Below are 622 nucleotides of genomic sequence, written 5' to 3' on the forward strand. Positions count from 1 at the left end.
GTGGCTCAGCACTTTACTGACCGAGGGTGGAACGTTACGGTCATCGATCCGGACCCGGGGCGGGCCATCGGGGACGACGACATCGACGTCATCAGAGGTGACGCGACGAAGCCGTCGGTGCTCGACGAGGCCATCACCGACCGGACGGACACCGTCGGCGCACTGACGGACAAACAAGACACGAACCTCGTCGTCTGTATGGCGGCGAAACGCCACGCGACGGGGCTCCGAACCGTCGCCCGAATCGAAGAGGGCGCGGGCGACGAGTACGAGGAGTACGTCGATCAGGTCTACTTCCCCGAGCGCGCCAGCGTCCGCGCGGCGGTCAACGCCCTGTCGGGGAGCGACGTCCGCACGCTGGAGGAGGTCACCGGTGAACTGGAAGTCCTCGACGTACGGATCGACTACGACGCGCCGGCGGCGGGCGAGGTCGTGTCCACTGCGCTCCCCGAAGGCTCCGTGGTCATCGCCGAGGCGGACGGCCACGTCGCCGTCCAGCACTCGACAGAACTGATCGGTGGCCGACGGTACCTCATCGCGGCCGACCGCGACGTCGTCGGAGAAGTCCTCACGCAGTGTCGCGGTGAGGACGCAGTGTAGTCAGGAACTGCTTCTCCGCCGT

Annotated in this window: 1 protein-coding gene; it reads left to right on the forward strand. The window is 67.0% G+C overall.

Annotated elements, in window-relative coordinates; genetic code table 11:
• Nucleotides 1–600 (forward strand): TrkA family potassium uptake protein (locus DEQ92_RS21380; protein ID WP_147299551.1); only part of this gene is annotated, 600 nt, incomplete at its 5' end.
• Between the last annotated feature and the right edge of the window lie 22 nt (nucleotides 601–622).

It is taken from the genome of Haloferax sp. Atlit-6N (assembly GCF_003383195.1).
In the GTDB taxonomy this organism is placed as follows: Archaea; Halobacteriota; Halobacteria; order Halobacteriales; family Haloferacaceae; genus Haloferax; species Haloferax gibbonsii.